Annotated in this window: 22 protein-coding genes and 1 pseudogene; 15 read left to right on the forward strand and 8 right to left on the reverse strand. The window is 37.1% G+C overall.

The genetic code is table 11. The features are described 5' to 3' along the window. Positions 1-46: 46 nt before the first annotated feature. The 5 genes from DY109_RS05090 to DY109_RS05105 all read left to right on the forward strand — a co-directional run bounded on the left by DY109_RS05090 (position 47) and on the right by DY109_RS05105 (position 6,754). Complete coding sequence (locus DY109_RS05090; RefSeq protein WP_115737807.1) at positions 47-1,918, forward strand: aryl-sulfate sulfotransferase; 1,872 nt, start codon at positions 47-49, stop codon at positions 1,916-1,918. A gap of 448 nt (positions 1,919-2,366) precedes the next feature. Next, complete coding sequence (locus tag DY109_RS05095; RefSeq protein WP_220086698.1) at positions 2,367-4,229, forward strand: aryl-sulfate sulfotransferase; 1,863 nt, start codon at positions 2,367-2,369, stop codon at positions 4,227-4,229. Between the two features lie 9 nt (positions 4,230-4,238). After that, entirely contained in the window at positions 4,239-5,168 is a 930-nt protein-coding gene (locus DY109_RS05100; protein ID WP_023949984.1) for a hypothetical protein, read from the forward strand. A 477-nt stretch (positions 5,169-5,645) separates the two neighbouring features. Further along, positions 5,646-5,801, forward strand: a complete 156-nt coding sequence (locus DY109_RS11445) for a hypothetical protein (protein ID WP_181894620.1) — start codon at positions 5,646-5,648, stop codon at positions 5,799-5,801. After that, positions 5,798-6,754, forward strand: a complete 957-nt coding sequence (locus tag DY109_RS05105; protein ID WP_244916654.1) for a TonB-dependent receptor plug domain-containing protein — start codon at positions 5,798-5,800, stop codon at positions 6,752-6,754. Before DY109_RS11445 ends, DY109_RS05105 begins: the two co-directional genes overlap by 4 nt. Here DY109_RS05105 and DY109_RS05110 read toward each other — a convergent pair. Then, a complete protein-coding gene (locus tag DY109_RS05110; protein WP_023949981.1) occupies positions 6,740-6,973 on the reverse strand; it encodes a hypothetical protein in 234 nt (77 codons plus the stop codon). The two genes, DY109_RS05105 and DY109_RS05110, sit on opposite strands and share 15 nt — an antisense overlap. A 95-nt stretch (positions 6,974-7,068) precedes the next feature. On the opposite strand from DY109_RS05110, the gene DY109_RS05115 reads away from it, so the two are divergent. From DY109_RS05115 to DY109_RS05145, 7 genes are all read left to right on the forward strand, one after another. Continuing rightward, a complete protein-coding gene (locus DY109_RS05115) occupies positions 7,069-7,332 on the forward strand; it encodes a helix-turn-helix domain-containing protein (RefSeq protein WP_023949980.1) in 264 nt (87 codons plus the stop codon). Beyond that, positions 7,332-9,131 carry a hypothetical protein gene (locus DY109_RS12440; RefSeq protein ID WP_023949978.1) on the forward strand — a complete coding sequence of 600 codons (1,800 nt, stop codon included), beginning with the start codon at positions 7,332-7,334 and terminating at the stop codon, positions 9,129-9,131. Before DY109_RS05115 ends, DY109_RS12440 begins: the two co-directional genes overlap by 1 nt. A 39-nt stretch (positions 9,132-9,170) precedes the next feature. Continuing rightward, the gene (locus tag DY109_RS05125) at positions 9,171-9,899 is read left to right on the forward strand and encodes a hypothetical protein (RefSeq protein ID WP_147291169.1); all 729 of its coding nucleotides are present in this window, start codon (positions 9,171-9,173) and stop codon (positions 9,897-9,899) included. After that, positions 9,896-10,573, forward strand: coding sequence for an AAA family ATPase (locus DY109_RS05130; RefSeq protein ID WP_023949974.1), 678 nt, complete (start codon positions 9,896-9,898; stop codon positions 10,571-10,573). Before DY109_RS05125 ends, DY109_RS05130 begins: the two co-directional genes overlap by 4 nt. Beyond that, positions 10,563-10,799, forward strand: a complete 237-nt coding sequence (locus tag DY109_RS05135) for a hypothetical protein (RefSeq protein WP_023949972.1) — start codon at positions 10,563-10,565, stop codon at positions 10,797-10,799. The genes DY109_RS05130 and DY109_RS05135 overlap by 11 nt, the downstream gene beginning before the upstream one ends. Positions 10,800-10,852: 53 nt before the next feature. Next, positions 10,853-11,059, forward strand: coding sequence for a hypothetical protein (locus DY109_RS05140; protein WP_023949970.1), 207 nt, complete (start codon positions 10,853-10,855; stop codon positions 11,057-11,059). Between the two features lie 64 nt (positions 11,060-11,123). Next, entirely contained in the window at positions 11,124-11,405 is a 282-nt protein-coding gene (locus DY109_RS05145) for a hypothetical protein (RefSeq protein ID WP_147291170.1), read from the forward strand. 12 nt (positions 11,406-11,417) lie between these two features. On the opposite strand, the gene DY109_RS12595 is transcribed toward DY109_RS05145, so the two are convergent. After that, a complete protein-coding gene (locus DY109_RS12595; RefSeq protein WP_220313938.1) occupies positions 11,418-11,591 on the reverse strand; it encodes a hypothetical protein in 174 nt (57 codons plus the stop codon). A 172-nt stretch (positions 11,592-11,763) separates the two neighbouring features. On the opposite strand from DY109_RS12595, the gene DY109_RS05155 reads away from it, so the two are divergent. Both DY109_RS05155 and DY109_RS12340 read left to right on the forward strand, forming a co-directional pair. Beyond that, positions 11,764-13,572, forward strand: a complete 1,809-nt coding sequence (locus DY109_RS05155; RefSeq protein WP_023949966.1) for a DUF262 domain-containing protein — start codon at positions 11,764-11,766, stop codon at positions 13,570-13,572. Between the two features lie 309 nt (positions 13,573-13,881). Beyond that, positions 13,882-14,079 carry a tyrosine-type recombinase/integrase gene (locus DY109_RS12340; protein ID WP_081714952.1) on the forward strand — a complete coding sequence of 66 codons (198 nt, stop codon included), beginning with the start codon at positions 13,882-13,884 and terminating at the stop codon, positions 14,077-14,079. Here the strand turns inward: DY109_RS12340 and DY109_RS12345 are convergent. Beyond that, a complete protein-coding gene (locus DY109_RS12345; RefSeq protein WP_023949960.1) occupies positions 14,042-14,164 on the reverse strand; it encodes a hypothetical protein in 123 nt (40 codons plus the stop codon). The genes DY109_RS12340 and DY109_RS12345 overlap by 38 nt on opposite strands. 306 nt (positions 14,165-14,470) lie before the next feature. Beyond that, complete coding sequence (locus DY109_RS05165; RefSeq protein WP_147291171.1) at positions 14,471-14,668, reverse strand: hypothetical protein; 198 nt, start codon at positions 14,666-14,668, stop codon at positions 14,471-14,473. Positions 14,669-14,810: 142 nt separating this feature from the next. Here DY109_RS05165 and DY109_RS05170 point away from each other — a divergent pair, with 142 nt between their 5' ends. Then, positions 14,811-15,245, forward strand: coding sequence for a hypothetical protein (locus tag DY109_RS05170; RefSeq protein WP_034550565.1), 435 nt, complete (start codon positions 14,811-14,813; stop codon positions 15,243-15,245). Between the two features lie 21 nt (positions 15,246-15,266). Here the strand turns inward: DY109_RS05170 and tgt are convergent. The 4 genes and pseudogenes from tgt to DY109_RS05185 form a co-directional block, all read right to left on the reverse strand. Continuing rightward, positions 15,267-16,398: pseudogene (gene tgt, locus DY109_RS05175) on the reverse strand (tRNA guanosine(34) transglycosylase Tgt). Continuing rightward, positions 16,395-21,737, reverse strand: coding sequence for a S6 family peptidase (locus DY109_RS05180; protein WP_342352890.1), 5,343 nt, complete (start codon positions 21,735-21,737; stop codon positions 16,395-16,397). The pseudogene tgt and the gene DY109_RS05180 overlap by 4 nt, the downstream one beginning before the upstream one ends. Positions 21,738-21,800: 63 nt before the next feature. Then, the gene (locus DY109_RS12350) at positions 21,801-21,926 is read right to left on the reverse strand and encodes a hypothetical protein (protein ID WP_023948015.1); all 126 of its coding nucleotides are present in this window, start codon (positions 21,924-21,926) and stop codon (positions 21,801-21,803) included. Between the two features lie 457 nt (positions 21,927-22,383). After that, positions 22,384-23,001 (reverse strand): outer membrane beta-barrel protein, encoded by a 618-nt coding sequence (locus DY109_RS05185; protein ID WP_023946214.1) that lies wholly within the window; start codon positions 22,999-23,001, stop codon positions 22,384-22,386. Positions 23,002-23,060 lie beyond the last annotated feature (59 nt).

Raw genomic sequence — 23,060 nt, forward strand, 5'->3', positions numbered from 1 at the left:
AATCTAAGATTATCGGGTTTTCAGATTTTACTTTAAGGAGAACAGAATGAAAATAAGCAAAGTTGTATCAAGTTTATTGGTCGTGGGAGCTATCGCTTCAAGTGTGCCAAATGTAGCACTTGCAATCGGTGGCGCAAGCGGTCCTAAGCTCACTTACAATATACCCGGAAAAATCGGTGAAATTATCGTGAATCCTTATGGTCTTGCACCACTTACAGCGGTTATCAAAAATGGTGGCTATGAGCTCAAAAACGCAAAAGTAACGGTTGTAGGCAAAAAAGGTGGAGTTGATATTAGCTACAATGTCGCCGATAAACATTTGCGAACTCACGCTGGGATTCCGGTATTTGGACTTTATGCGGATTATCAAAACACCGTAAATGTCGAATATGACAGAATCTTTAATGGCAAAGTAGAAAAAATCAAAGAAACTTACAAAATCTATGCTGCACCTATTTATGGACAATCAGGCGGTGGTGGCACCGGGTTATTCTTTAGCAATATTGATGTCAAAAAAGTTGATCCTGCATTCAAAAATAGATTGTATTTTGTCAATGATTTGGGTAGCGATCAAAAAGGTATGAAAGTCGTTTGGAATAACCCATCAGGCGGTGCATTAGAGTGGAATTATGAGCCACAAAACTTCATCATTGACACAAAAGGCGAAGTGCGCTGGTATATGCTTCCTAATCAAATCCATGATATGCAATCAATCTTTAAAAATGGCGTCATGATGGGATTCCGTCAAAACACTGATGGTGCGCTCTCTTGGGGATTTGGTCAAAGATATGTCAAATACGACATTATGGGTAGAGAGATTTTTAACCGCAAACTTCCAGAATCTTATAATGACTATTCACATTTTATGTATCCAGCCACAGCAGGCAAATCAGCAGGGCATTACTTTATGAGAGTTGCAAGCTCAAACTACAAACGTCCTGATGGCAAAAATGTGCGAACCGTGCGAGATGTGATCGTAGAAGTCGATGAAAATGGGAATGCAGTTGATGATTGGAAATTGTTTGAGATTCTCGATCCATACAGAGACAATATCATCAAAGTGCTTGATCAAGGTGCTGTGTGCTTAAATATCGATGCAAGTAAAGCAGGACACACTATGAGTGCTGAAGAATTAGCAAAACTTGATGAAAGCAATACATTTGGTGATGTTACAGGAAGTGGTGCAGGACGCAACTGGGCGCATGTCAATAGTGTATGGTATGATGCAGAAGATGACTCAATCATTATCTCTTCACGACATCAATCAGCAATGGTTAAAATTGGTCGTGATAAAAAAGTAAAATGGATTGTTGGAGCACATAAAGGCTGGAAAGATCAATTCAAACCATTCCTTTTGCAACCTGTTGATGAAAAAGGTAATAAAATCGTATGTGATGATGAATACACTAAATGCCCCGGATATACAAACAAAGCTGGTGGATTTGACTGGACTTGGACACAACATACAGCATTTAAAATCGATGCAAAATCAAAAGGTGATATTTTATATCTTTCAGCATTTGATAATGGAGACTCAAGAGGAATGGAGCAACCAACATTTCCTACAGATAAATACTCTCGTGCTGTAATTTACAAAATCGATCAAAAGAAAATGACAATCGAACAAATCTGGGAATATGGTAAAAATAGAGGTCATTCTTACTATTCACCAGTTACATCAATTACAGAATTCCACCCTGATACAAACTCTGTGCTTGTATATTCTGCGACAGCAAGTATGAGCTTTGACATTGCTTCTGGAAAAGCTGGTGGCAGACCACAACCATTTATCAATGAATTCAAATGGAATCCAAATGCAAAAACTCCTGAAAAAGAGCCTGCGGTAGAAATCCAACTTCATGACGCAATGGGTTATCAAGCATTTCCATTTAGTGTAACTAGCGCATTTAGCAAATAATTACACAAACGCGATAGTGGCTGCAAAGCCACTATCTTAGCATTTAGATTCTGCTTAGATTCTATGTCGCAAAAATTCTTACAATTTCTCTCCAAATTTTCTCACGCAATTTTTCTCACAATAGTAGCAGTAATAGCCAAAATAGATTCTGTGGTATAGATTCTCTTTTATACTTTAAGCCTTCTATTTATTTTTGCTATTTTGCGCTATATTCACTGCTATTTTATCGCCACCATTCCACCACCTCAAAATAACAAAACCTTAAAATACCAAACAAAAGCATTCCAAAATCATTTATACAAATTATTCTCATTAATAAAACCACGCAAACAAACCACTACCACGAATAATCACAACTCACAAAATAACCCTAAGTGATAAAAATGTTATTTTTTTAATCTAAGATTATCGGGTTTTCAGATTTTACTTTAAGGAGAACAGAATGAAAATAAGCAAAGTTGTATCAAGTTTATTGGTCGTGGGAGCGGTCATTTCAAGTGTGCCAAATGTAGCACTTGCAGGTGGTGGCGCAAGTGGTCCTAAAGTCCAGCATGTCGCAGTAGGAAAAATCGGTGAAATTGTCGTAAATCCCTATGGCATCGCACCACTTACAGCAATCATCAAAAATGGTGGCTATGAGCTCAAAAACGCAAAAGTAACGGTTGTAGGCAGAAATGGCGGGATTGACATCAGCTATAAAGTATCTGATGATCATCTCAAAAATCACGCTGGGATTCCGGTATTTGGACTTTATGCGGATTACAAAAACACCGTAAATGTCGAATATGACAGAATCTTTAATGGCAAAGTAGAAAAAATCAAAGAAACTTACAAAATCTATGCTGCACCTATTTATGGAGATATTACAGGACTCAATGAAGGTGGCGTACTGCTTAGCAAAGTCGCAGTCAAAAAAGTCGATCCTGCATTCAAGGATAGATTGTATTTTATCAATAACCTCTCTTCAAATCCTCTCAGCTCACAAGCCGTTTGGAATAACCCATCAGGCGGTGCATTAGAGTGGAATTTCGTATCTCAAAACTTCATCGTTGATACAAAAGGCGAAGTGCGCTGGTATATGCTTATAGACAAAATCTATGATAGAGAATCCATCTACAAAGCAGGTCCGATGATGGGATTCCGTCAAAACACTGATGGTGCGCTCTCTTGGGGATTTGGTCAAAGATATGTCAAATACGACATTATGGGTAAAGAAGTCTTTGATCGTAGATTGCCAATCGGCTACAATGACTATTCACATTTTATGTATCCAGCCACAGCAGGCAAATCAGCAGGGCATTACTTTATGAGAGTTGCAAGCTCAAACTACAAACGTCCTGATGGCAAAAATGTGCGAACCGTGCGAGATGTGATCGTAGAAGTCGATGAAAATGGAAAAGTTGTCGATGATTGGAAATTGTTTGAGATTCTCGATCCATACAGAGACAATATCATCAAAGTGCTTGATCAAGGTGCTGTGTGCTTAAATATCGATGCAAGTAAAGCAGGACACACTATGAGTGCTGAAGAATTAGCAAAACTTGATGAAAGCAATACATTTGGTGATGTTACAGGAAGTGGTGCAGGACGCAACTGGGCGCATGTCAATAGTGTATGGTATGATGCAGAAGATGACTCAATCATTATCTCTTCACGACATCAATCAGCAATGGTTAAAATTGGTCGTGATAAAAAAGTAAAATGGATTGTTGGAGCACATAAAGGCTGGAAAGATCAATTCAAACCATTCCTTTTGCAACCTGTTGATGAAAAAGGTAATAAAATCGTATGTGATGATGAATACACTAAATGCCCCGGATATACAAACAAAGCTGGTGGATTTGACTGGACTTGGACACAACATACAGCATTTAAAATCGATGCAAAATCAAAAGGTGATATTTTATATCTTTCAGCATTTGATAATGGAGACTCAAGAGGAATGGAGCAACCAACATTTCCTACAGATAAATACTCTCGTGCTGTAATTTACAAAATCGATCAAAAGAAAATGACAATCGAACAAATCTGGGAATATGGTAAAAATAGAGGTCATTCTTACTATTCACCAATTACATCAATTACAGAATTCCACCCTGATACAAACTCTGTGCTTGTATATTCTGCGACAGCAGGGCTTAATATGGCTCAATTTGCAAGAATGCAAGTATCGCCTATTTTGCAAGAATTCAAATGGAATCCAAATGCAAAAACTCCTGAAAAAGAGCCTGCAGTCGAACTTCAATTCTCAGGCACTCCTATTGGCTATCAAGCACTTCCATTTGATATAAAAAGTGCATTAAGCAAATAAGGAGCTTATATGAAATATTTAAGCAAAGTTGCAACCCTTACAGCCCTAAGTGCTTGCGCGGCATTTGGTGCGCCTGATGAATTTGATTGGTCAGGGACAAGCTGGCCTGATCTCCCTAAGCAGACGAGCTTTCCTGCAGAAGTCGCAACTACTGCGGCTACTGCCTATGGGCTAAAAAGTGAAAAACATGGCAAAGTCTATCCTGTCGCCACAGCGGGTGTTACCACTGCGACAGGTGGTTCGACCACTTATGCTGGTAGTTTGGCAGTGCTTATGCGTTATTTTCTCACTACACCAAATGAAAACGCAATCAACAATACCTTTAACTTTGTCGCTCGTATCGGACTTGGCAATCAATGGGATATTGCTATTGCGGTTCCACAAAACTACAATGTCCAAACAAATAACCCAAATGCCACCAAACGCTATGGTGCGCTTGGGCGATTACCACTTACATTCCACAGGCAGCATTGGGCGAAAAAATTTGGTGAATCTTCTTTTGCGATCGCGACAAACTATATCATCAACATTCCTGCTTCAGCTGGAATGGCGCAGCCTTGGGGCTTTGGCTGGGGCGTAGGCTGGACTTGGCAATACCACCAAATGAGCTGGATATTTGATGCAAAATATACGACTTTTACAGGTGGGCGTCCGGGCGAATTCAATATCCAAACAGGGTATCTTTTTGCCTTTACAAACTGGGTATTTGGCGGGCTTGAGGCAAATTTTGATTATATCCCTTTCACTACGGGCTGGGCTATCGATAGTCAAATCGGCAAGACAAACCTCTGGCTTGGACCAAGCATAAACTTCAAATCCGTAGCGCACAAAAACAAAACTTTCCATATTGGGATATTCTTTGATGTGATCCGCCACGCGCAACTTGAAGCTAATCGCACACTTTGGAAATTTGGATCTGGATTTACACTTCCATTCTAATTTTCTTAGTTATTTTTCTTGTGCTAGATTCTCGCTATTACTCAAAGATGCGAGAATCTACGCGCTTTGACTTCACATTTTACATTTATATTTATATTTTGTGCTTATGCACTTGCACCATAGCCCAATCAAACCAAACACCAACCAAACCAATCCAAAAACCTGTCTAAAAACACCTGCCTAACTTTTCATTCCAAACCTTGCAAATCTAGCCAATACAGAATCTTAGATTCTTAAGTTTCTCATAATTCCATAATCACATTGTATTTTTTATGTATTCTTTGTGTTTTTTCTTTCTATTTTTTTTTTTTTTTTTGGATTCTTCGGCTGCTTTTTATCAGAATCTAAAGAATCCAAAAATCACTCCACAAAACAATAACTAATTTTCATTATTGCTTATTTATAGGAATTAAACTTATTTTTATATTTAAAAAAATACAATAACCACTTTTGTTTTATCCAAAAAGGACATTACAAATGATAAAGAAAAAATCAATCCTAACACTTATATTTTCTTCACTTTTGTTGTCAAATCTCAACGCAGAAATACAAAACAATGAGCTACAAAATAAAGAAATCTCAAATAGGGGGGGGCAGAGCAAAGCCCTAAAAATGAAGGCTCAGACAACTTGACAAATCAAACAGCACAAGATTCTAATCAGGATTCTGGAATGCAAGATTCCACAAAAGAAGATTCTAGCACTTCATCACAAGCACAAACCCAAACTCCAACCTCAACCCAAAATCAAGCCCCAATCTCATCTCAAACTACTTCATCTCAACCCACTTCGCAAGGTATCGAAACAAGAGAGCTTGGGCGACAAGTTGTAAGCGCGAGTGGTTATGCACAAGACATCAAAGACGCACCTGCGAGTATTAGCGTGATAAGTAAAGAGGAGCTAGAGACCAAGCCCTATCGTGATTTGGGCGAGGCAGTCGCGGACATTCCTGGCGTGGATATTCAGCGCGGGAAAACAGGAGGCTTTACTATTTCAATGCGCGGATTTGAGTCTAAATATACACTCTTTCTTGTCGATGGCAAAAGACAAAATCCAAGCGATGGCTTCAATCTCAATGGCTTTGATGCAGTAAATACGAGCTTTATGCCACCAATTAGCATGATTGAGCGCATTGAAGTTATCCGCGGACCTGCCTCCACACTTTATGGCTCAGACGCGATAGGCGGTGTCATCAATGTAATCACAAAGAAAAATCCTGATAAACTCGCAGGCTCAATTAGCCTAGATTCTATCTTTCAAGAGGATAGAATCACTTGGGGAAATTCTCATAGTGTCAATGGCTATCTCGCAGTGCCAATTATCAAAAATACCCTCTCGCTTTCAGTAAGAGGTAAAGTGTATTCTAAAGAATCTAGTTTCTTACAGCTTCCAAATGGTAGCGCACAAGGCAATACTGCAGGACTTTATGATATTTATAATCTCGGCGGACGCCTAAACTACACAATTAATAATAAAAACAATCTCTATCTTGATGGCGAATACTACTTACAAAAAGCAAGTGGCTCTAGCCTCTATGGGCAGGCTACCACAGATACAAGCAGTGCAAAGCAATTATGTGCGGATTAAATCTACTTTTTTGGCATTTTGCTCCCTAAATCTAGCTGAACGAAGCTTGTATTGTTGGGCAATGCTAAGTCCTAGCCCCTTTTCCAAATCCTTTGGTGTCATAAATTTAGCAAAGAAGTTTGGTGCTTCTTGCTCTTGCTGAGTATTTCCATCGACCTCCTCTAAATGCGTATGGTTAAGAAGCAGATTTATTACTTTTTGGACTTTCTTTATCCACAAGAACCGATACTTGACCTGATTTAAAGCGCATTTTCTTGTGTTTTGCTTTCATAAAGAATGCTAGAATCACACAATTAGTTTTAAAAGGATTTACAATGAAAAGCAAAGGCGAAAAACTCAAAGAATTACGAAGTGCCTATAAACTCTCTCAAGCAGAATTTGCCGATAAAGTAGGCTCTACAAAAGCAGCAATCCACTCCTATGAGCATAATTTCAACCAAATTCCAAAAACGATAATGCAAAAAATCACGCAAGCTACAGGCATAGGGTTAGAATATTTTGAAAGCAATATGAGCTTAGAAGCAGCATTTGCTACATACAACATAGATACCACTAACCCTAAAATGAAAGGCAAATAATGGACTACAAAAAAGCATTTTATAGCAAATTAGAGGAATGTTATCTGGGTGCAAAGATAAAAGCCTATGAAAAGGCTCATACAGCACAAAATACACAAAGCAATACAAGTAACGCACAAAGCGGTTTTAGCAATCTTTTAAGCATAAAAGAGCAGTATTTCTCTCACATAAAAGCCTACCTAGATTCTGCTATCCCAAATGATGATTTTAACTCACACGATATTTACAACAAGCTTTACACTTTCTTTGATAGCTATCTTAATGATACAGGCACGCCATTTTTCCACGATACACCGCTGTATAAAAATATTTATGCAAAAGTCTATACCAATTCCAAAGATACAAGCCTTTTTTATAAAACAAAAGATTTATACTATGTCAAAAGTGATACGCTTTATACTAGCCTTACTTTAAGCGATGAAAACGAGCTAGCCCAAATCCACTTTGATACAAGTGAATATACGCAAAACGCTGATAATACAAAGCGAAAGCTTATTTTCAAACTTGATAAAATCGAGCAAACAAGCACAGATACACAAGATTCTATACCCACCATTTATATCAAGGTTTTAAGTCAAAAGGATTTATTCCCAGAGCTTAATGCTGTGTTTAAAGAAAATAGCAATGAGTTGAGCGAAGATTTTATAAAATCCCTAAAAGCACATAAATTCCCCCTAGATGAAGCGACCATAAAAAAGCTTTTTACAAGTTATAAAAAGCAAAATGAAGTTGATTTTTTTATCCACAAAAATGCAATGGCATTTTTACAAGAGCAGTTTGACTTGTGGTTTTATCATTATCTTTATAAAGACAGCGAGTTTCAAGAATGGAGTGTAAAATCCATTTCACATTTACAAAGGATTCGCAATATCGCCTTAGAGTTAATAGGGCTTATAGGCGATTTTGAAGATGAGCTAAAGGCTGTGTGGTTAAAGCCTAAGTTTGCTAAAGCAGTAAATTATGTCTTTAGCCTTGATTTAATTTTAAGGCATTCAGTATTGAGTGATAAATCGGCGATTCTGTGTTCGCCAACTGCGGCACTTACGACTAGTAAGCTTCTTGTTGGCTCACTTGAAAACGCCGATTTCTCATCTCAATCCTTAGAATGCCAAGATTCTACTAATGCTTATTTGCATAATACAGCCCTTTTAGATTCTATATGTAAGGACAAAGGCTTTGAATCTCAAATCAAAGAATGGCAGGATTTAGGGCTTATTGATGAGAGTTTTAGCAAAGAAGCCTTTATAGATTTTTGTTATGCTTATCAGCATTCTTTTTGTCATACCGACCTTGAATCTTGCCATACTGAAACCCCCTCCACTTGTCATACTGAAGCGTTAGCTGAAGTATCTAAAAATATAGAATCTAAAAAAGATATTTCGCTGCCACTCAATATGACAAGTTTGCATAGTGATATGACAAACTCACAAAGAGATATTTCGGCTTCGCCTCAATATGACAAAGAAGCACAATGCACAGCAACTTATAAAGATAGTCAAAGCATTTACCCTGCTAAAGATTATCAAAAAGCACAAAAAATCATTGATTACAGAAAATCCCGCAAACTCATTAAAAAGCTTAATAAGGGCGAAACAATCACACTAGATATGAGCGGATATAGAAAAGAATTTGATTTATTCCACACTTTAGCAAACTTACAAGGGCTAAAAATCAAGCGATTATTTTTAGATTCTAAAGGTATAGAATCTTGTGAGTTTGACAATGGCGATATTGTATCATTAGAGCAAATCGACTTACACACATACCCAAAACTTAAAAATCTCATCTGGTGGGAATAGAAAGGAAAAGCAATGAAAATTCACATTAAAAATATTGGAATGCTTGATGAAGCAGAATTTGAAGTAGGCGATTTGACGCTTATTTGCGGTGAAAACAATACAGGCAAAACCTATGCGACTTATAGTTTGTATGGGTATTTGGATTTTATGAGAAGGATTCGCGATGTGTTTTTAAGGGCAAGAAGAAATCTTTTTGATGATAATGAGTTTTTAGAAAATATAGGGGAATCTCAACGAGAAATCAAAATAACATACGAAGAGATATTGGAAAAATTAAAAGAACACTTGCAAGAAAAAACTAAATTATATTCCACTCGCATTCTACCACAAATTATGGCAGGAAAAGAGGAGGATTTTTCAAATGTAGAATTTGATGTAGAAGAGTTTCATATTTCTTTGATAGATGTTAAAAGAGCTATTAAAAAGTATTTAGAAGATGGCGGTTTAAATAGAAGGTATAAAAGAAGAGTGCAACATACTATTTATGATAATGGATTAAGTTTTTCTTGTTTGGATAAAAGGGATTTTGTTGAGTATGCGGGGACATTTTTTGATGCAATACTCCACATAATTTTTATGAAAAATTTTATTTTAAGTGTTGAGAGGACAGGGGCTTCTATATTTCAAGAAGAGTTAGATTTTGTAAAAACAGCAAAGTTAGAAACAAAGTTAGAAACAATACAAAAAATGCTTAAGGAAGAGAATATTAGTTTGTTTGAAATTAACAGGACATTAGACAAGAAAAACAACTCTATCCAAAACCTGTGAGAGATAATATAGCATTCATTAGAGATATTAAACAAATATCAAAACAAGAGAGTATTTTTAAAAAACACAAAGATGAATATAAAATAATTTTTGAAATTTTAGGCAAGATTATTGGAGGAAAATATAAGGCAACAGATGCTGGAATTTTATTTCAACCTAAAGGTTCAAAAAAGGCTTATAATATTGAAATAGCTTCTAGCTCCGTGCGTTCTTTGTTGATGTTAAATTATTATATTTTTCATATTGCGAATAAAAATGATATTTTAATGATAGATGAGCCGGAGCTTAATCTTCACCCTAAAAATCAGATTCTTGTAGCAAGACTGCTTGTTTTGCTTGTGAATGAGGGAATCAAGGTGTTTATCACAACGCATAGCGATTATATCGTGCGAGAATTGAGTAATTGTATAATGCTGAATAATCTTTCAAATGAGCAAATTCAAAAAATTAAAAAGCAAGGATATAGCAAAGAATATGGCTTAGAATCTAAAAAGGTAAAAGCATATTTAGCAGAAAATATCAAAGGTAAAAATACTTTAAGGGCGGTAGAGATTAGACAAGATCTAGGTATTTTTATGGAGACTTTTGATGAGCCCATTGACTTACAAAACGAGAATCAGGGATTGATTTTTGAAGAAGTTATGAGGGGTAAAAGGAGTGGTGATGACAAATAGAAGCTTGTCTAACTTTAAGGATTCTATTCATCATAGCTTGAAAGCAAAAGAAAAAAATGGGTGTTTATGTGTTAGCGAACAAGAAGAAACAAGCGTGATTGGGGATATATATTTTAATAAAGGTAATAATGATGATATTTTAATCATACAGCAAGATATAACAAAATGTAGAGCTATTGAAAATCTCTTTGAGAAAAAAACTAGAGTAGATAGCTGCGATTTTTAAAAAATCCTTTGAATCAATAGAGTAGGTGAATCTGTGGCGTTGCGTGGATTAAGATGAAATTTTTTGGTGGATTTGGATTTAAAGATGAAGAGCGAATCTTTGAGAAAATCCTGCGTGATTTGGGCTATTTTAGTGCGAATCCTTATAATATTTGCGGTTTTAGCTATGGAGCGCAAAAGGCGGTGCGATTTGCGCTTGAATCGCTTAAATCAAATGTGCGCGTAAATCGCGTTTTGCTTTTATCCCCTGCATTTTTTTAATGACAAGGATTTGGCGTTTAAGGACGCGCAAATTAGGGCGTTTGCTAAAAATAAAGCACTTTATATGAAAGCATTTTATAAAAATATCGGGCTTAAAAAGGGCGATGAGATTTATTTGCGTGAGATTGAATTGCTAGATTCGCGCATTTTAGAACAATGTCTGCGATATGAATTTAAAGGCGATGATTTGGTATTTTTGCGCTCAAAGGGCGTAGAAATCGTGGTGATTTTGGGACAAAATGATAGGATTATAGATTCGCTCAAAGCAAATGATTTTTTTAGCGAATTTGGAATCGTGTATTTGATAAAAAATGCTAATCATTTGCTTAATGTAAGTTTGCCTTAAAAGATTTGCTACTCACAAAAATGACAAATGCGCGATTCTCATACAAGGACTACCAACAGAAGCGTGGAGCGCAAAAAATACGGCAAAAGAAAAGCCCACCGCAGCCCACGATTCTCTAAACGCTAATTTTTTATCAAAATTCAAGGATTGTGTGAAAATAATCCTTGAATTTTTACTTTCAATCAACAGCAAACATTAAGATAAAATCATAAAAACGATTTTGAAAGAATTTTGTATGGGTAAATAAAACTGTTGGAAAATGCTTATATTTATGCAAATTTGCGAAAGTTTGGTTTTAGTTGCAAATTTAAAGAAAATTTAAGTAAAATGAGATACAAAAATTTAAAAAGGAACTAAAATGGCAGGATTTCAACCAGCAATCACAATCAATGAGGCAATGCAGAGAATAAGAAATGACGAGTATTTACTACCAGCATTTCAAAGAGAATATGTTTGGGAGGGTTGGCAAATTGAGGAACTTTTTGACTCTTTGATGAGGGGTTATCCTATAAGCTCAATGCTTTTTTGGGAAGTTAGAGATGAGAGTAAGACGGCTTGGAGATTTTATCGTTTTTTAAAGTTTTATAGAGAAAAACACAACACGCATAACGAGTTAGTAGATACCAAACAACACAAAGATTTTAAAGCTGTGCTAGATGGACAACAACGCTTGACTTCTTTATATATAGCATTATTTGGGCATTATGATGAGGGTATAAGGAAAACAAAATGGCAAAGTGAAAATGATGATAGGTGGTTTTATATTTCTAGTTTGTATTTTAATCTTACTCAAAGCAAAGAGCCTGAAAATCCGAATGTGGAGTATGAATTTTTGTGGCTAGACAAAAAAGAAACCAAAGAACAAGACATATATATAGATAAATATGAAGATAGAGACAAGCAAAAACAAGAGCAAAAATGGTTTAAATGTAGTGCTATTTATAGTATAGGAGACATAAATGATATAATAAATTTTTCACAAAAGAACAATTTTACAGATGATGAGCGCAAAAGATTGTGTGATTTTCATACGCTTATTTTTAATACAAAAGACGAATCTAAAATCAATTTCTACCTTGAAACAGAGCAAAAACCAGATAAAGCGGTAAATATTTTTATTCGTGTGAATTCAAATGGTGAACCTTTGGATTATTCTGATATTTTGTTTAGTATTGCTATTGCAAATTGGGAAAAACTTGACGCAAGGACAGAAATAAATAATTTGGTTGATAGAATTAATCAAGATTTCAGTATTAGCAAGGATTTGATATTGAAAGGATTTTTATATCTCTTTCACAATAGTGTCAAGTTTCAAATCAATAGCTTTGATAAAAATTTTATAAAATTTATTGAAACCAAATGGGAAAGCATTAGGGATTGTTTCGTTGAAACTTTTAAACTATTAAAAAGTTTTGGATTAGAAGCAAAAACTTTATCATCAAATAATGCAGTCTTACCCATTTTGTATTTTGTCTATCATAAAAATTTAACAAATAAAATTGTAGATTCGGTATCTCAAAAAAATAATAGAGAGATTATTAAAAGGTGGCTTTTAAGGGCGTTGATTTTAAAACCATTTGGTGGTAGTGGCGACGTGGTGTTAGCAAATATGAGAAAAGCATTTATCAAAGATTTCAAACAAAATAGTGAAGCATATTTCGATAAAAATATAGATTTGTTTCCACTTGAAGCAATCGAAGAAGAAGCTAAATATCATCAAATTATTGATGATGAATTTTTAGAAAATGAGATAATATGGCGTAGAAAAAATAGTGCGGAGGCATTTGCTATCCTATCGTTTTTATATCCAAATTTGGATTATAAAAACAATAATTTTCACAAAGACCATTTGCACGCTGAAAATTTATATAAGGAATACAAAAAAAACGGTGAGGCAAAACATAAAAAAGATGCGAACTACAATTATTGGGCTTTTGAAGTGTATGATTCTTTGCCAAATTTACAAATGCTTGATGCAAATGAAAATAAATCAAAACAAGATAAATCATTAGAGCAGTGGGTGCAAGAAAATTGCAAAAATGATAGAGAAGGCTTTTTGAATAAACATTTAATCCCTGACATAGATTTATCGCTTGAAAATTTTGATAATTTTTACGAGGCTAGAAAGGTGTTATTGATTAAAAAATTAAAGGAAATTCTAAATTAAATAAGGCTCAAAAAATGTTTCAAACCAAAACCGTTCGTCTAAACGCCCTTTATATGCGACTTAAAAGCGCAAATGGCATAAGCATAAAGGATTTAGCCGCAGCCGCAAATATTGCGCATTTCATAATTGTATAGTGCATAAGTGCGATGATTATGTAATTTTTTATCGTGCGTAAAAAATTAAAGCATTTAAAAAAATAATGCAAATTTGCATAATTTAGCGATAATGATTTAGAAAATTATCACAAGGTTTGCATAATGGCTCAAATATATTATGCTTTAAGGTCCTTTGCGTGAAAAGTAAAAGCAGATAGCGGTTACAAAAAGTAAAAATGGTGCACACACTTTAAGGCATAGCTATGCTACTTTGATTTATAAAGAATCTAATGATTTATTGCTATTACAGCAATTATTAGGGCATTCTAGTGTTGAAACCACAAAAATCTACACCCATTTAGATGAATCAACGCTTACGAATGCCACTCAATATCTCCGCGCGATTTGCTAGATTCTAAAATAGTCTGCTTTGGCGAGGCAGACTTATTTAGATTAGAATCTAGCGTATTTTCAGTGTTTTGTAATGAATCTTGCAATGATTGACTTAAATCTTTGTCAATTTGTTTGCCTTTTGGCGTAGAATCTATGATAGATTCCGCGCTAGGCTCTACACAATGCTATCTTTAATAAGATTTTTGGCTAAATTCTTATTAAAACGATATATTTTACATAGATTTTTAAACCTAGATTCGTCCTGTGCGGATAAAAAATTGACTCCATAGCCAATTTCTTTTATCATAAAATACATAATTTTTAGCAAATCGCTTTAAATATTTCTCATCGACTTCGTCCTGTTTTTCTAATGCGTTCTGTAAAGATTGCAGTAAAAAATCTAATCGATTTTAGATTAGCGTTTCAATGCGTTGTTTATTAGAATCTAATCTCCACGAATCTAAAATGCTTTTAGAATTATCAACAATATCGCCATTTTCATCGATGACAGAGATGGCAGTCGAAGTTGTATATTCCAAAGCATTTTTTAGATGTGAATTACTTAAATCTTGTGCGGAATTTTTACTATTTGTGATAACATAATTCAAAGATTCCAAATATTTAAATCTTAATTCACAAAAAGCACAAATTCAAATCCCAAGCAAAACAATTCCCAAAAAAATTCACAAAAATTTGATAATTTTTGCTTAAAATTTCGCAAAAATTCATTTATATTTATAAGGTTTGTATTTGAAAACACAATTTTTTTTATGCGTTTTTGTGGCGAGTGTGGCACTTTATGCGGATCATTTTGGCGGATTTTTGGAAAATATTTATGATGAACTCCAAATGCTAAATCTTAGCAAAGAGCAGGAAGTCGCAATAAAAGGCATAATCAAAAATCACCATAAATTCCTGCGTCAATGGTATAGCGATTCTCTAGCAAATAGCGAAAAAATGATGAAAAATTTTGCCGATTCGACCCTAAAAAACAACACCCCTGAAATTGCGCGTGATAAGAGCCTAGCGATTGATAAGATAGACGCGGAGCATAGGTTTATGATGAGCGTGTATGAGATTTTGGATGCAAATCAGAGGCGAATCTTTAGTGCCAAAATCAAGGATAAAAATAAAGAAAATAAAAAATTAGGCAAAGACAAGGGATTTGTGAAGTATAGGGAATAAATCGCACTATTAAAATTTATACTACAAATCCACTTGATTTAAAGCATTTAACCACTCATTTTTAAATGCCTCAAATTTTTGCGCGATTATCGCCTCCCTAGCGCATTTCATCAAATCCAAATAAAACGCAATGTTATGAATACTCGCTAAACGCGCGAATAAAATCTCATTTGCGCGGAATAGATGATTGATATAGCCTAGCGAAAAATGCTTGCACGCATAGCAATCACACGCCGAATCTATGGGCAAATCACTTAATGCAAATCGCTTGGATTTCACATTTACGCGCCCAAAATGCGTGAAAAGCGTCCCATTTCGCGCATTTCGTGTGGGCATAACGCAGTCAAAAATATCCACGCCACGCGCGATTCCCTCCAATAAATCCTCTGGCGTCCCCACACCCATAAGGTAGCGGATTTTGCCCCGTGGCATAAGATTTGCCGTCCATTCAATCGTATCATACATCGCGCTTTTTTCCTCGCCTACGGCAAGTCCGCCGATTGCAAAGCCATCAAATCCCACTCCGCCGCATTCTATAGCCACTAAACAATCAGCGCAGATTTTTCGTGCTTCCAAATCTACGCCCCCTTGAATAATGGCAAAGATATTGTTTGAAAGGTGAGATTCGCGCCTAGTCGCGTGATATTCTAGCGATTCGTGTGCCCAAGCAATCGTGCGCTTAATCGAATCTGCAATGCGTTTTTGCTCCGCGGGGAGGCGGATTAAATCATCTAAAATCATCATAATGTCGCTATTTAGATTATATTGAATGTCAAGCACCTTTTTGGGCGTGAAAAAATGAGTGCTTCCATCAATGTGGCTACGAAATTCTATGCCATTCTCGCGTGGTTTCCCGCCCAAGCTAAATGCTTGAAATCCGCCACTATCGGTTAAAAAGCTACCATTAAATCTGCTAAATCCGTGCAGTCCGCCTAGCGTTCGCACGACTTCATCATTTGGACGCAAATACAAGTGATAAGTATTTGCCAAAATGATTTTCGCGCCAAGATTTTCTAAATCATTAAAATCTAGTGCCTTGACACAGGCTTTAAGTCCCCACAGGCATAAACATAGGCGTTTGCACAATGCTATGAGATAGATTCATTTGCCCTGCACGAGCTTTATTATCAGTAGATTTTAGTGTGAAAGTCAAAATTTATACCCAATCTTTATATCGCCTTTTGCACCATAATTCGTGCCACTATCTACCATTCCAGCGATTCCATATTGCAAGTATAGCGCGTCTGTTAGCTTATGTGAGCCTATGAGATTGATTTCTGCGCTAAATCGTGGGGCAGATTCAAGGCTGTAGCCGATAAAATTCTGTGCTCCGCTTAAACTCATAAATACGCGCTCACCGCCACTATATGCCATATCTTTTAGCGTGAGCGCTAAGCTATAAAAGCTCTCACTCATCACGGCATTATATTCCACGCCAAGCCCATAGGAAAAATTCACGCTATTATATGTTGCCTGCTTGTATTCATTGATTTCAAACGCACCATTGCGATTGTAGCCTAACGCCAAAACTACCACAGGTTTTAGCGCGTGGCTAATGGTATTATTTTGCGCTAAAATAAAGTTGTATTTATAATAGAGTGCGAAAAGCGTCCCAAATGCCGTATTTTTCGCACTTTTAGATTCGATAGTTTTGTGATTATCGTTAATGCTAAAACTGATATTGCTTTGAATCTCGTGTCCGCCGTATTTTCCACCCTGCGAATCAAAAATGCTATGCAAATATAGCCCGATATTATAAAACATCGCGCTATCTGTCATATCGCCTGTGTATGCATTTGAGCCACCAAAGCCAAACATTGCACCAAGCAAAATATCGCTACTACCCGCATAAATAAGCCTATCATAGCCGATATTTGTCGCACCAAAGCCCATTTTGCTATCCCCACCGAAATATCCACCGCCCACATTTAGCCACACACTATTTGACAAGTCTAATTCGCGCTCACGCGCATAGCTAGGCATCGCATCGCTTCTAACTGCGCCTTGCATTAGGGATTGAATGCGATACATAGTGTCATTTTGCGCAAATCGCAAGTGCTTATTGCGCCCACTCTGTGCTAGGCGGACTTGCGAAATGCGTGTATTTATCGTTTGGTCATTTGAAAAGAGCAAATTGCGCGTTTGACGCGTTTTGTTGCCCTGTGCTATTTCATTTAAATCGCTATCAATAGTTTGAATCCGTTTATCTAGGACGCTGTAATTATCGGTGCGTGTGGCAGTATCGATGGCATCATCTTTGGGATTTGCCTGTATCAAAGCCTCCAAAATCTCGCTATATCGGCTTTGCTCGTGGGAAATGTTTTTGTTTAGCTCGGCAAAGGAATCTGGCGCAGATGCTAGGAATTTTACATAAAGCGTATTGCCGATAAATTTACTAACGACAAAGAAATCCGTATTCGTAAAATCTATGCGCTTATCCGTGCGATTGTCCGTGATAGTCCCCGCGCTTATGAGTTTGTAATAATCGCCCGTTTTTATGCTAGATTCGCTCTTTTTTACGCTCGAATCAAAACTCACACTTATCTTGGAATCCGCTCCAAACGATAGATTTTTATTTTCAAATTTTAGCGATTCAAAGCGTGTATCTGTGCTTATGTTTGGGGTTGTGCTTTGCGTGGTTTGCGCTTTGCCGACATTTGATAAACTCAACACCCCGCTTATCGTGGAATCCGCGCTAATAGTCTTTGGAGTGCCATTTTGTGTGTAAGTGGCATTTTGAAAATTAACGCGTGAATTATCGGTGCTTGTGAATGTCGTAGTATTTTTAAAATCCCATTCGTTAATATTTAGATTCGCGTTATTGTTTAAAGTGATTTTTTGCAAACTTGCCGTATTTTTCGCTGAATCTGCAAAATTTAGCGTTAGATTCGCATTGACATTTAGATTCGCCACTTCTAATTTTGAAGTGTCATCAAGCGTAAGATTCGCGCTTTTGCTGAATGTCAAATCGCTTGTTTTTACAATACTCGCATTTTTTAGCTCGATATTGCTACCGATAAGGTTGCCCGTAAGCGTTGTAGTCCCGCCATCAAAAATAAATTTTCCTATATTTGCCGTTCCGCCGTTTTGTTGCAAAGTAAGATTCGCCACACTTTTTGCAGTGATTGTTTGCGCTGTAAGCGTGGCGGTGTCGCTTAATTTGATTGAATCAAAGCCGTTTTTTAGCTCAATATTTTTTGCCTCAAGATTTGCACTTCCGCTTAAATCCACACTTGCGGTAATGGATTCAAGCGCAATGGTAACTACACTAGAATTATTCGCGCTAATCTTACCACTAAAATTTGCCACCACGCTGTCATTCTGAGCCGTAGGCGAAGAATCCACATTTTTGCTATTTGGATTTTTCGCTTCGCTATCTTGCAATGGCAATGACGAAAGGATTATTTTGCTCCCACCTTGTGCGTTTATATCAAAACTTTTATCGCCAAGCATTCCAATTTGTAGTGTAGAATTTGTGCCACTAACTTCGACATTTGCTTTGCCATTTGTGCCTGTTGTTCCTGTGAGTTTTGAATCTTTGTCAAGTGCCAAAATGCCGTCCTTGACATTACTAAATGTGATTTTTGGTGCACTAATCTCGCTTTTGCCCCATAGCTGAATCGTGGCTTTTTCTAAATTTTCTGCTCTTAAAACGCCACTCAAAGTTAGCTTTGTATTGCTCGTTTGTTTGCTATCGCCCTGCAAATACACGCTATTTTTAAGCGTTGAATCATCTATCTTTTTTAGTGTAAGATTTTGTAGCGTTAGATTCGCTTCCTCAAAAAGCGAAACATTTGCGCTTAAATCTTTGTTTGTGCCTGTAATGGTGGATTTTTCAGCGATAATGTCGTAATTTTCTGTTTTATCAATATGTGCTGAATCTAGTTTGCTTAAATCAAAATTTTGCGTATTCTCAAACAAAAATGATTTTTCAACTTTAAGTTTCCCACCACTATTTGTAAAAATCGTATTAAGATTATTGTCGCTTACATTTTTTAAAATAAGATTTTGAATTGTTGCACTTGCACCGTCAAGTTTCACCGAATCCTTATCGGTCAAAGTCAAATAGTCCGCTGTCAATGTCGCACTATTTTTTAAATCTAAACTTGCATTAAAATCTAAAATATGCGATTCTATCGTGCCACCTGTCGCGGTAATTTTGCCTTTGTAGTGTATAGTCTCATTTGCGATTTTTTGCATTTCCTCGCTTAAAGTGTTGCTTTCAACTAACTGCTGATAGCTAAACCCGCTACCCGTTACATTTTTGCCGTCTTTATTGTCGATGAAGTGCTTTACGCTACCGCCAAACTCGACTTTGGAGCTATTATCTAGCGTGATATTAGATTCTAAACTCGCATTGCGTCCTAGCGTAAGATTTGCGCCTTTTAAGTCAATGCCACCCAATTTAAAAGTGCGATTATCCCAATCGGGTTGATTTAGGGTTGACGGCTTGCTTAAATCCATATAATCAGGCATTTTTTGGCTCGTGCCTTGTTCGGCTTTTGTGATTTGATTGCGAATCGTTTCGTCAGAAATCGTAGCGTGTGCAGTGGCGTGTCCTTGCAATGCGATATTTGTTTTATTTGCGCTTAATTTTCCGCTAGTGTTAATATTTCCGTCAAAAATCAAATGTGCACTATCGTTTTTGGTATCACCATTGTGGATAATGTCGATATTTGCTTGATTCGCACTATTTGTCGAATTGGAGTCGCCGATACTTGCGTGGATTATGGTGTTTTCTTTGGTAGTTTTTTTATTACCGCTCGAATCATACCCCAAGCCTTGAATCTCAAGCGTTGCCTTTGTCGCGCTAGTGCTAGTGATAATTGCGCCACTATCATTTGCGGCTATGGTGTTAAGCACTAGCGAGTTGCCCGCCAAATCAAACTTGCCTCCGCCCTTGCCAAAATAAAAGCCCATTTTGTCCGTGCTATCTTGCGCGAGCGTGTAAGAAGTCGCCGAAGTCGCACCCGAATTTATCGTGTTTGCCGAAGTTGTGCCGTTTTTTGTCGCGCCTAACGCCTCAGCCTTGCCCGCTTTAAGCGCAAGTTCGCCTCGTCCGCTTGTGATATAAATATTATCAAAAGCCTTTGTATTCGTATCTAGTGTAACCTTGCCCTCGCCGATTTTCAGCGTACCATTGTCGCCTTTTGAATCAGTGATTTTAAGCTCACCTTTGCCTATTTTATGCAACGAATCGCCTTTTTGTGTCCCCAAAGCCCATTCTACCACGACATTTTGCCCTATATCAAGCCCAGAGCCTTTGAAAGAGTGAGTTTTGCCGTTTGCGTTTGTAAATTTATAAGTCGTAGGATTCGTGCTAGTCGCCGTATCTCCAGCCACAAACACGAATCCACCAGCATAGCCACTTTGTGTTCTGTCAATATCTTTTTCTACTTGAATCGTTCCACCACCACTAAAGATTATATCCTTATTGCCTTGTATTGTTTGGTCTACTGATAGTGTATTATTATCCAAAGCGTTGCCATTGAGTGTCCAAAGTTTATTTTGCAAATCAATTTTTTGCTCGAAATTCTTTTGATAATCTACAAAATCTTTGTTTGAGACAAAGCTCACTTCGGCGCGATTGACACCTGAAGTAGCGCGCGAAGTTACGCCTAGCAAAATCCACTTTTGGTTTGTGCTATCATACGCATAGATTCCGCTTCCGCTATCGCCTGAAGTTATACGGTTATTAAAATCGCTATTTGGATTGTAAAAATACCAAATCCCGCGAGAATCCCCGCTCGCATCTACTTGGACAAGATTTTGATACCCACTAGAATCAATGTTTAAAATCCCAAATCCCCCGCCTTTCATCGAGCCATCTTGAGGTAGGTTTATGTTTTTAATCGGATTATCGCTCCAGCGCAAGTCCATAATCCCGCTACCTGCTTGATAAATATACACATTGCCACTAGAATCTTTTAGCTTCTCTAGCTCTGCTTTGAAGTTCTTTAGATTCTGAGTCTCGCTTGCAGTGCTTGCGGTGTCGCCCTGTTTGGTGCTATTAGCAATATTGAGCATTGAAGTTTGCCCCTCTACAATATATTTATTAAAGCGTAGGAATTTTTCATCTCTACCGTAGGGCTTAGAAATGCCGTTTATATCGTTGCCTTTACTATCAGTTACGGTTTCATTTGCTATATCATATTTTGTCAAACCCCATTGTCGAAGTTCATCTACACTTTCAGGGCTTGTAACATGATTAGCCGTTACCGCAAAGCCACGCCCCACAGAAGTAAGTGAGCCATAATTGCTTGAAGCAGAGAAGTTTGGGGTTTGTGGGATTGTAAATTCCTTGCCGTCTTTGCCCATTATCGTGGTGCTACCATTGCCACTAAATGCGCCTTTATTTTGCCCAAAGTCCAAATAATCCCTATAATAAAAATTGCCTATATTTATACTTTGCGCATTTGCAATAACTGCGATAAATAGCACACTATAAGCGAATCTACGCAAACAAACTAATAGGAGGGGGGCAACACACACTACAACCTCGCTATCATCGTAAATCTCAAAATAAACGCAACCATTTTGCAAATCCTAAAAACCCTACGCCGCCGTTTTGACTACAAACCATACCATTAGCCCTGCAAACGCCGCAAGTGCCACAATCGGCGCAGATAGTGGGATTTTGTATAAGTCAATAGTCTTTTCTACTCGCACTTTTTTGTTCATAAAATTGCCTTGATAAAATTGCCTTGCCTTAAATTTTTGGGTGCATTGTAGCAAAAAACGATTGAAAAAGCGTTAATTTTTGCAAATCTAAAATGCTTGTCATTGCGAGATAAATCGCAGATTTGGCGTGGTAATCTAAAATCTTTTTGTCATTATTGCGAGATTTTGTGATTGGATACTTCGCGCTGTCGCGCTCAGTATGACGAAATGAACATAAATAATCGTCATTGCGAGGCTTCCGCTAGGAAGTCGTGGCAATCCATTTTTGACTAGATTGCTTCGTCCTATTGTCCTTACAATGACAAACCTGCCCCCTCAATTGCGAGCAAAATTTTCAAATTTTGCGTGGCAATCCATTTTTTGAGTTTTAGATTCTAGAATCCATATCGTAAGCTAAAAAATATTAGCACAAAGTAGAATCTCATTCCAGATTCTGCCTTCATCATCAAAAGCTAAATTAAAAGCTAAAAATATATCGCACGCCGACGCTATATTGACGCGCTATGCTTAATTTGGTTGATATGCCTTCTTGTGACTCATTTAAAAGCGTTGTCGCGATAAATGGCACGCGAGCTAGCACTTCTATGCCGTGATGTTTGGCAATTGATGTGCGCACCCCGACATTAAGCCCCAAATCAAAGCCTGTTGTGCTAAGTTTGCGATTGTCAATACCACCCCAAGTATTTGCACCAAGCCCAAGCCCTAGCAATACGCCAAAATCTAGCGTTTCATTGCTGATGAAATTATACAACGCATCGACATTCACACCATAATTAAACACAAAAATCCCATTAGTTGTTGCGCCGTTTTCTGTAAATGGTGAGTCGTTGTAAGCAAAGTTTGCATAATAGCGCAAGCCAAATTCTGGGGTAAAAAATTGCTTGTATCCAGCGATTACTTCTGCACTGATGCCTCCGCCATTTAATGAATAAGTAGGCCCGCCTGTTACTTCTGCTTTGAGCTGTGTGCCACCATAGCCCACGCCTACACCCACAAATGCTCCGCTTTCTTCTGCGAGCGCGTAAGTTTGGCTTAATGCCACTGCCAAAATTGAACTTAAAACAATCTTTTTCATATAATCTCCTTGTGATGTTATTAAATGTGAAGCAAAATGTGTAAAATTATGTTTCAATT

Source organism: Helicobacter fennelliae (genome assembly GCF_900451005.1).
Classification (GTDB): Bacteria; Campylobacterota; Campylobacteria; order Campylobacterales; family Helicobacteraceae; genus Helicobacter_B; species Helicobacter_B fennelliae.

What these genes read in the sequence shown, in the direction of transcription:
- DY109_RS05135 (WP_023949972.1), top strand. Translation starts at nt 10,563, where the DNA reads ATGACAAATAGAAGCTTGTCTAACTTTAAGGATTCTATTCATCATAGC.
- DY109_RS05125 (WP_147291169.1), top strand. Translation starts at nt 9,171, where the DNA reads ATGCTTGATGAAGCAGAATTTGAAGTAGGCGATTTGACGCTTATTTGC.
- DY109_RS05090 (WP_115737807.1), top strand. Translation starts at nt 47, where the DNA reads ATGAAAATAAGCAAAGTTGTATCAAGTTTATTGGTCGTGGGAGCTATC.
- DY109_RS05100 (WP_023949984.1), top strand. Translation starts at nt 4,239, where the DNA reads ATGAAATATTTAAGCAAAGTTGCAACCCTTACAGCCCTAAGTGCTTGC.
- DY109_RS05115 (WP_023949980.1), top strand. Translation starts at nt 7,069, where the DNA reads ATGAAAAGCAAAGGCGAAAAACTCAAAGAATTACGAAGTGCCTATAAA.
- DY109_RS11445 (WP_181894620.1), top strand. Translation starts at nt 5,646, where the DNA reads ATGATAAAGAAAAAATCAATCCTAACACTTATATTTTCTTCACTTTTG.
- DY109_RS05145 (WP_147291170.1), top strand. Translation starts at nt 11,124, where the DNA reads ATGAAAGCATTTTATAAAAATATCGGGCTTAAAAAGGGCGATGAGATT.
- DY109_RS05155 (WP_023949966.1), top strand. Translation starts at nt 11,764, where the DNA reads ATGGCAGGATTTCAACCAGCAATCACAATCAATGAGGCAATGCAGAGA.
- DY109_RS05140 (WP_023949970.1), top strand. Translation starts at nt 10,853, where the DNA reads ATGAAATTTTTTGGTGGATTTGGATTTAAAGATGAAGAGCGAATCTTT.
- DY109_RS05185 (WP_023946214.1), bottom strand. Translation starts at nt 23,001, where the DNA reads ATGAAAAAGATTGTTTTAAGTTCAATTTTGGCAGTGGCATTAAGCCAA.
- DY109_RS12350 (WP_023948015.1), bottom strand. Translation starts at nt 21,926, where the DNA reads ATGAACAAAAAAGTGCGAGTAGAAAAGACTATTGACTTATACAAAATC.
- DY109_RS12440 (WP_023949978.1), top strand. Translation starts at nt 7,332, where the DNA reads ATGGACTACAAAAAAGCATTTTATAGCAAATTAGAGGAATGTTATCTG.